The following is an 8,975-nucleotide window of genomic DNA, read 5'->3' on the forward strand; positions in this document are numbered from 1 at the left end:
GTGTGGAAGCGCTGGGGGAGGTGCTGCGGTCGAAGGTGGACGGCGCGTGGGCGTTGCACGAGGTGACGCGGGAGCGGTGCCCCGGGCTGGCGGCCTTCGTGCTGTACTCCTCGGTGTCGGGCCTGGTGGGCACCGCGGGTCAGGCGAACTACGCGGCGGCGAACACGTTCCTGGACGCGCTGGCGCAGGAGCGGTCGGCCCGGGGGCTGCCGGGTCTCTCGCTGGCGTGGGGCTTGTGGGAGCAGGAGTCCGGCATGACCGCCGGCCTCGACGAGGGCGACCTCGGCCGCATCCGGCGCTCCGGCGTCCTGCCGCTGCCCACGCCGCGGGCCCTCGCCCTCCTCGACCTCGCGATCCGCGCCCGCCGACCCGTGGTGGCTCCCGTCCGCCTGGACTCCGTCGGCCTGCGCGAGCGCTCCACCGGGCCGGTGCCCTCCGTCCTGCGCCGACTGGTACGCCGCCCGCGCCGGATCGCGGCCACCGGTGCCGAGTCGTTCTCCCTGGCCGGCCTGCTGTCCGGCGGCCGGGAGGACGAGCGGGGCCGCCGTCTGCTCGACCGACTGCGCGACCAGCTGCTCGAACACCCCGAGGTCTCCCACGCGATCCCCGTCCTGGTACGGGCCGAAGATCCCGCGGAACAGGAGCGGACGACGGCCCGGGCCGAGACCAGGCTCGTGGCCTACGTCCTGCCCGGCCCGTCCCCGAAGGTGCTCCAGGAGCTCCGCGACCGCCTGCCGGCCCACCTCGCCCCCGTCGAGATCCTCGGCGCCGACGAGCCGCACGCCCGGGAGGCGGTCCTCTGCGGGCTCTTCGCCGAACTGCTCGGCCTCACCCGGGTGGCACCCGGCGACAGCTTCTTCGACATCGGCGGCCAGTCCCTGCTCGCCACCCGCCTGATCAGCCGTGTCCGCGGTGTCCTCGACGCCGAGATCCAGCCCGGCGAGCTGTTCGAGCACCCGAGCCCGGGTGCCCTGGCACTCCGTCTCGGTCACGGAACCGGGGAGCGGCGCACCCGCCTCGCGCCCGTCTCCCGACCGGACGTCCTTCCCCTCTCCTTCGCGCAGCAACGCCTCTGGTTCCAGCACAAGTTGGAGGGCCCGTCGGCGACGTACAACGTGCCGCTCGCGCTGTGGATGTCGGGGGAGCCGGACCCGGCGGCGCTGGCGGCCGCGCTGAACGACGTGGTGGGCCGGCACGAGTCGCTACGGACGGTGTTCGAGGAGGCGGACGGCGAGCCGTGCCAGCGGGTGCTGGCCGAGTTCGAGGTGCCGTTGGAGACACGGCAGCTCGAAACCGCCGACCTGCGCGAGGAGTTGGACGAGGCCGCCCGGTACGCCTTCGACCTGGCGACCGAAGTGCCCATCCAGTCCTGGCTGTTCAGCACCGGCCCGACCGAACACGTCCTGCTCGTCGTGCTGCACCACGTCGCGGGCGACGGGTGGTCCATGGTGCCGCTGGCCCGCGACCTGGCCGAGGCCTACGCGGCCCGGCTGGAGGGTGCGGCGCCGGGGTGGGAGCCGCTGCCGGTGCAGTACGCGGACTACACCTTCTGGCAGCGGGACCTCCTGGGTGGGGCGGACGACCCCGACAGCCTCTTCGGCCACCAAGTGGACTACTGGCGACAGGAGTTGGCCGACCTCCCGACGGAGGTGAGCGCCCCCGCCGACCGGGCGCGGCCCGCCGTGGCCTCGTACGCCGGAGACGTGACCCCCTTCGCGCTCGACCCGGACCTGCACCGCGCGCTGAGCGAACTGGCCCGCGCCCACGACGCCACCGTCTTCATGGTCCTGCAAGCCGCTCTCGCCGCCCTGCTGACCCGGCTCGGCGCCGGCACCGACATCCCGCTCGGCAGCGGCATCGCCGGCCGGACCGACGAGGCGCTCGACCGGCTGGTGGGCTTCTTCGTCAACATGCTGGTCCTGCGCACGGACACCTCGGGCGACCCGTCGTTCGCCGAACTCGTCACCCGGGTACGGGAGACCAGCCTCGCCGCCTACGCCCACCAGGACGTCCCCTTCGAGTCCCTGGTGGAGGAGATCAACCCGCACCGTTCGACCGCCCACCACCCGCTGTTCCAGGTGGCCCTGACCCTGCAGAACAACGAGCAGGCCCGGTTCCGGATGCCCGGACTCGACGTCCGCCCGGAACTCGTCGGCACCGGGACCTCCCGCTTCGACCTCTTCTTCAGCCTGACGGAGAGCCACGGCGCGAACGGCGAACCCGCCGGCATCGACGCCTACGTCGAGTACGCCACGGAGCTCTTCGACGCCTCCACCGTCGACGCCCTGATCCACCGGTGGACCGCGTTCATGCGCGCCCTGGTCCGCGACCCCGCGGCCCCCATCGGCGCGGCGGACATCCTCACCCCGCGGGAGCACGCGCGGATCACCGAGTGGAATGCCGGCCCCACCCGCGACACCACCGGGTCGAGCCTGCCGGCGCTGTTCGCCGCCCAGGCCGCCCGCACCCCCGACGCGACGGCCCTGGTCTGCGAGGACGTCGAACTGACCTACCGGGAGCTGGACGCCCGCGCCAACCGGATCGCCCACTGGCTGCGCGCCCGGGGCATCGGCGCCGAGCAGCACGTGGCCGTCCTCTACGAGCGCTCGCCCGAGCAGATCGCGGCCGTCCTCGGCGTCCTCAAGGCGGGCGCCGCCTACGTCCCCCTCGACCCCGAGTACCTCGCCGAGCGGGTCGGCCACATCCTGGCCGACGCCGCCCCGGAGCTGATCCTGACCACCCGGGCGCTCGCCGACACGGTCGGCACCCTGCACGACGGCACCGAGACCGTGGCCACCGACGACCCAGGGACGGCCGCCGCCCTGGCCGGCTGCCCCGACCACGACCCGGAGCCCGCCGCACCGCCGCACCCCGGCCACCCGGCCTACGTCATCCACACCTCCGGCTCCACCGGCGTGCCCAAGGGCGTCGTCGTCACCCACCAGGGCCTCGGGAGCCTGGCGAGCACCCTGCTGCGACAGTGCGAGGTCACCCCCGACGCCCGGGTGCTCCAGCTGTCGTCGCCCGGCTTCGACGCGGCCGTCCTCGAACTGACCATGGCCTTCGCGGCCGGCGCCGCCCTCGTCCTGGGCGGCCGGGACCGCCTCGTCGGCGCCGAACTGGCCGACGTCCTGGCCGACCGCCGGATCACCCACGCGCTCATCCCGCCGTCCGTGCTCGGCACCCTGCCGGCCGGATCCGCCGAGGCGCTCACCGGGTTCCGCACCCTGATCGTGGGAGCCGAGGCGTGCGGCGCCGACCTGGTGCGGACCTGGTCGCCGGGACGCCGCATGGTCAACGCCTACGGCCCGACCGAGTCCACGGTCGTCGCGGCCATCAGCGAGCCGCTCACCGGCGGCGACGTACCGATCGGACGACCCGTCGACAACACCCGGGTCCGGGTCCTGGACGAACGCCTGCGGCCGGTGCCGCCGGGCGTCCCCGGCGAGCTGTACCTGGCGGGCGCGGGCCTGGCCCGCGGCTACCTCGACCGGCCCGGGCTCAGCGCCCAGCGCTTCGTGGCCGATCCGTTCGGCCCGGCCGGCACCCGCATGTACCGCACGGGCGACGTCGTGTGCTGGACGGCGGAGGGGCAACTCGAGTACCTGGGCCGGGCCGACCAGCAGGTCAAGGTCCGCGGCTTCCGGATCGAACCCGGCGAGATCGAGGCCGTCCTGCGCGAGCAGAGCGGCGTCGCCCAGGCCGTGGTGGTGGTCCGCGAGGACCGCGAGGGCGACCCGCGGCTCGTCGCGTACATCGTGCCCGAGGGCGAGGGCGCCGAGGACGACCAGGTGGACGAGTGGCGCGAGATCTACGACGACGTCTACGGCGGCGCCGGGGCGGAGACACCCGGGTTCGGCCAGGACTTCACCGGCTGGAACAGCTCCTACACCGGTGAGCCGATCCCGCTCGACGAGATGCACGACTGGCGCGACGCCGCGGTGCGGCGCATCACGGAACGCCCGCCCCGGCGCGTCCTGGAGATCGGCGTGGGCTCCGGCCTGCTCTTTGGCCCGCTGGCCCCCCGGGCCGAGACCTACTGGGCGACGGACTTCTCCGCGCCCGTGATCGAACGCCTCACCGCCCAGTGCGAGACCGCCGGACTCGCCGACCGGGTACGGCTGCTCTGCCGGCCCGCCGACGTCGTGGACGACATCCCGGCCGAGTACTTCGACACCGTCGTCCTCAACTCGATCATCCAGTACTTCCCCGACGCCGACTACCTGGCCCGGGTCCTGGACGGCGCGCTCGGCCGGCTCGCCCCCGGCGGGCGCATCGTCGTGGGCGACGTCCGCCACCGCGGCTCGCTGCGCGCCTTCCAGACCGGGATCCACCTCGGCCACGCGGCGGAGGACAGCACCGGCGAGCAGCTCAGGGCGGCCGTGGAACACGCGGTGATCATGGAGAAGGAACTGGTCATCGACCCGGACTTCTTCACCGTCTGGGCGCGGCGCCACCCCGAGGCGGTGGCCGGCGTCGACATCCGGCTCAAGCGCGGCGTCCACCACAACGAGCTGACCAGGCACCGCTACGAGGTCGTCCTGCACAAGGCGGACGGGACCGCCCGGGCCGAGTCCCTCGCGAACGTGCCGGAACTCGTCTGGGGCCGCGATCTCACGAGCCTCCAGGACCTGGCGGGCCTGGACTCCCTCACCTCCGGGTCCGGGCCGGTCCGGGTCACCGGCCTCGTCAACAGCCGGCTGACCGGAGAGGTCGCGGCGGCGGAGGAACTCGCGCACGAGGCGTCGCCGCAGCGGCTCCGCGCCCGGCTGAGCACGGGACGGGCCGACGGGAACACGCCCGAGGCCGTCGACCCGGAGGCCCTGCACGAGTGGGGCGAGCGGCACGGCTGCCAGGTGCTGACCACCTGGGCGCCCGGGGCGCCGGACGCCCTCGACGCCGTACTCGTTCCCGGCGGGCGCGCGGACGCCGTCTACACGGACGTGCACCGACCGGCGTACACCCAGGACAAGCCCCTGTCGGCCCTGGTGAACAACCCCCTGGGCTCCCGGACGACCGGACGCGTCCTGGCCGGGCTGCGGGACGCCCTGCGGCAGCGGCTGCCCGAGTACATGGTGCCGTCCGCCGTCATCGCCCTCGACGCGCTGCCGCTCACCTCCAGCGGCAAGCTCGACCGGCGGGCCCTCCCGGCTCCCGACTACGCGTCGCGGTCGGCACGCGGGCCCCGTACACCGCGGGAGGAGATCCTCTGCGGCCTGTTCGCGGAGGTGCTGGGAGTCGACCGGGCCGGGATCGACGACGACTTCTTCGACCTGGGCGGGCATTCGCTGCTGGCGACGCGGCTGGTGAGCCGGGTGCGGTCGGTGCTGGGCGTGGAACTGCCGTTGCGTGCGGTGTTCGAGTCGCCGACGGTGGCCGGGCTGGTCGAGCGGTTGTCCTCCGGCGGTGCGGTGCGCCCGGAGCTGGTGGCGGGGGTGCGGCCGGAGCGGTTGCCGTTGTCGTTCGCGCAGCAGCGGTTGTGGTTCCTGCACCGGTTGGAGGGTCCGTCGGCGACGTACAACATGCCGCTCGCGCTGCGGTTGTCGGGTGTGCTGGACCGGGGTGCGTTGGCCGCCGCGCTGGACGACGTGGTGGGCCGGCACGAGTCGCTGCGGACGGTGTTCGCGGAGGTGGACGGCGCGTCGTACCAGCGGGTGCTGACCGGCGTGCGGGTGCCGTTCGAGGTGTCCGAGGTCGAACCCGCTGCTCTGGATGCGGCGTTGGCGGGCGCGGCGCGGTACGCCTTCGACCTGGCGGCCGAAGTGCCCATCCGTTCCTGGCTGTTCGGTACCGGTCCGTCGGAGCACGTCCTGCTCGTCGTGCTGCACCACATCGCGGGCGACGGCTGGTCCATGGCGCCGCTGGCCCGTGATCTGGCCGAGGCCTATGCGGCCCGGCTGGAGGGTGCGGCGCCGGGGTGGGAGCCGCTGCCGGTGCAGTACGCGGACTACACGCTGTGGCAGCGCGAGCTGCTGGACGGTGTACGGGAGGATGAACTCGCGTATTGGCAGGGCCAGTTGGCTGGTCTGCCGGAGGAGGTGAGCCCGCCCGCCGACCGGGCTCGGCCGGCCGTGGCCTCGTACGCGGGAGAGACGGCGTCGTTCGGGCTGAGCCAGGCTCTGCACCGTGCCGTCGGCGAGGTGGCGCGTGCCCATGGCGCCACGGTGTTCATGGTGCTCCAGGCGGCGTTGGCCGTGCTGTTGTCCCGGTTGGGTGCGGGGGAGGACGTCCCCATCGGTTCGCCGGTGGCGGGGCGTTCGGACGAGGCGCTGGACGATCTGGTCGGGTTCTTCGTGAACACGTTGGTGTTGCGGACGGACGTGTCGGGTGATCCGTCGTTCGCCGAGCTGGTCGGTCGGGTGCGTGAGGCGGGTCTGGGTGCGTTGGCGCATCAGGATGTGCCGTTCGAGTACCTGGTGGAGGAGTTGAACCCCCGGCGGTCGGCGGCGCGGCATCCGCTGTTCCAGGTGATGCTGGCCTTGCAGAACACCGAGCAGGCCCGCTTCGAACTGCCGGGTCTGGAGGTGGTGGCGGAGCCGGTGGGCACGGGCGTGTCCCGGGTCGACCTCACCCTCAGCCTCGCCGAGGACCCTGACGGCGGGATGCGCGGGGTCGCCGAGTTCGCGACGGACCTGTTCGACCGGTCCACCGTCGAGGTGCTCCTCGACCGGTGGGTGCGGCTGCTGGAGGGGCTGACCGCGCGGCCGGAACTGCCGGTGGCCCAGGTCGACATCCTCACGCCCGAGGAGCGCCGGCAGCTGCTGCCGGGCCGGAACGACACGGACCTGCCCGCGCGCAGCCTGGTCACGGCGTTCCGGGCGCAGGTCGAGCGGGTCCCCGACGCCGTCGCGGTCGTCGCCGACGGCACCCGGCTGACGTACGCCCAGCTCGACGAGCGGGCCGACCGCCTCGCCCACGAGCTGATCGGCCGTGGTGTCGGCGCGGAACGCCTGGTGGCCATCGCCATGCCGCGGTCGATCGGCTTCGTGGTCGCGGTGCTGGCCGTGGTCAAGGCCGGCGGAATGTACCTGTCGCTCGACGCGCGGTACCCGGAGAGCCAGGTCCGCAGGATGTGGGCGGACAACGACGTCAACCTGCTGCTGACCGACTCGCCGACCCGCGTCCCGGCCTTCGTGCCCGGGGACCAGGTGCTGCTCGTCCAGGACGACGCCGCACACGTCCCGTCCACGTCCCCGTCCGCCCCGTCCGCCCCACCCGCCGGCGACCGCGGAGCGTCCCCCGAACCCGACCGACTGGCCTGCGTCATCTACACGTCCGGATCCACCGGCACCCCGAAGGGCATCGGGCTCACCCACGCCGACATCACGTCCCTGGCCGACGACCCCGTGGTCGGCGGGTACCCCGCACGGGTGCTCCTCCACTCGCCGACCGCCTGGGACGCCCTGCCGTTCGAGCTGTGGATGCCCCTCCTGCTCGGCGGCCGGGTCGTCATCGCCCCCGACGTGCCGCTCGACGGACCGCATCTGCGCGACATCGTCCGCGACCACGGCATCACCTCCATGTGGATCACCGCGGGACTGTTCAAGGCGATGGCCGAGGACCACCCCGACTGCTTCGCGTCCATGCGCCAGGTCTTCACCGGCGGCGAGGTCGTCCCGCAGGGCCCGGTGCGACGCGTCATGGCGGCCTGCCCGGACCTCACCGTGGTCAACGGCTACGGACCGGGTGAGACCACCACCTTCGCCACCCTGCACGCGATGGCGCCCGGCCACGACCCCGAGCCGTCCCTGCCGATCGGCCGGCCGGTCACCGGCAAGCAGGTGTACGTCCTCGACGAGTGCCTCGGCCTGGTGCCGCCCGGCGTGGTGGGCGAGCTGTACGTCGCCGGCGCCGGCATGGCGCGCGGGTACCTGGGGCAGCCGGGGCTCAGCGCCCAGCGCTTCGTGGCGGACCCGTACGGCCCGGCCGGCACCCGCATGTACCGCACGGGCGACCTCGCCCGCTGGAACCGGGACGGCCTGCTGGAGTTCGCCGGCCGGGCCGACCACCAGGTCAAGATCCGGGGCTTCCGGATCGAACCGGGCGAGGTCGAGTCGGGGCTGCGGCGCTGCGCCGGAGTGGCGCACGCCACCGTCGTCGTCCACACCGTCCGGGAGGGCGATGTCCGTCTGGTCGCCTACGTGGTGACCGAGCCCGGCACCGGGTTCGACCCGTCCGCGATCGCCGGGGAACTGCGCGGGCGGCTCCCGGAGTACATGGTCCCCTCCCTGATCACGGCCGTCCCCGCCATACCCCTGACGCCGAACGGGAAGGTGGACCGGGCCGCGTTGCCGGCGCCCGACTTCGGTGCCCTGGTGTCGGAGGGCGGCCGGGGGCCCCGTTCGGCGCGTGAGGCGGCGCTGTGCGAGGTGTTCGCGGAGGTGCTGGGAGTCGAACGGGTCGGGATCGACGACGACTTCTTCGACCTGGGCGGCCATTCGCTGCTGGTGATGCGGTTGATGGGCCGTGTCCGTGAACGGATGGGGGCGGAGCTGCCGTTGCGTGCGGTGTTCGAGTCGCCGACGGTGGCGGGGCTGGTCGAGCGGCTGGCTTCGGGTGCGGTGGCGCGGCCGGAGCTGGTGGCGGGGGTGCGGCCGGAGCGGTTGCCGTTGTCCTTCGCTCAGCAGCGGTTGTGGTTCCTGCACCGGTTGGAGGGTCCGTCGGCGACGTACAACATGCCCTTGGCCATGCGGCTGTCCGGTGTGCTGGATCGGGGTGCGTTGGCGGCCGCGTTGGATGACGTGGTGGGCCGGCACGAGTCGCTGCGGACGGTGTTCGCGGAGGTGGACGGCGAGCCGTGCCAGCGGGTGCTGACCGGGGTCCGGGCGGCGTTCGAGGTGTGCGAGGTCGAACCGGCAGTCTTGCGCCGGGAGTTGGACGAGGCCGCGCGGTACGCCTTCGACCTTTCGACTGAACTGCCCATTCGGTCCTGGCTGTTCAGTACCGGTCCGTCGGAGCACGTCCTGCTCGTCGTG

General features: G+C 73.5%; 1 protein-coding gene. It reads left to right on the forward strand.

The genetic code is table 11. The annotated features are described in order from the left end of the window. Positions 1–2: 2 nt before the first annotated feature. Positions 3–8,975: amino acid adenylation domain-containing protein (locus tag AE652_RS00345; RefSeq protein ID WP_369808241.1), on the forward strand; the 8,973-nt coding region annotated here is incomplete at its 3' end.

The sequence above is a fragment of the Kitasatospora sp. MY 5-36 genome, from assembly GCF_001182915.1.
In the GTDB taxonomy this organism is placed as follows: Bacteria; Actinomycetota; Actinomycetes; order Streptomycetales; family Streptomycetaceae; genus Kitasatospora.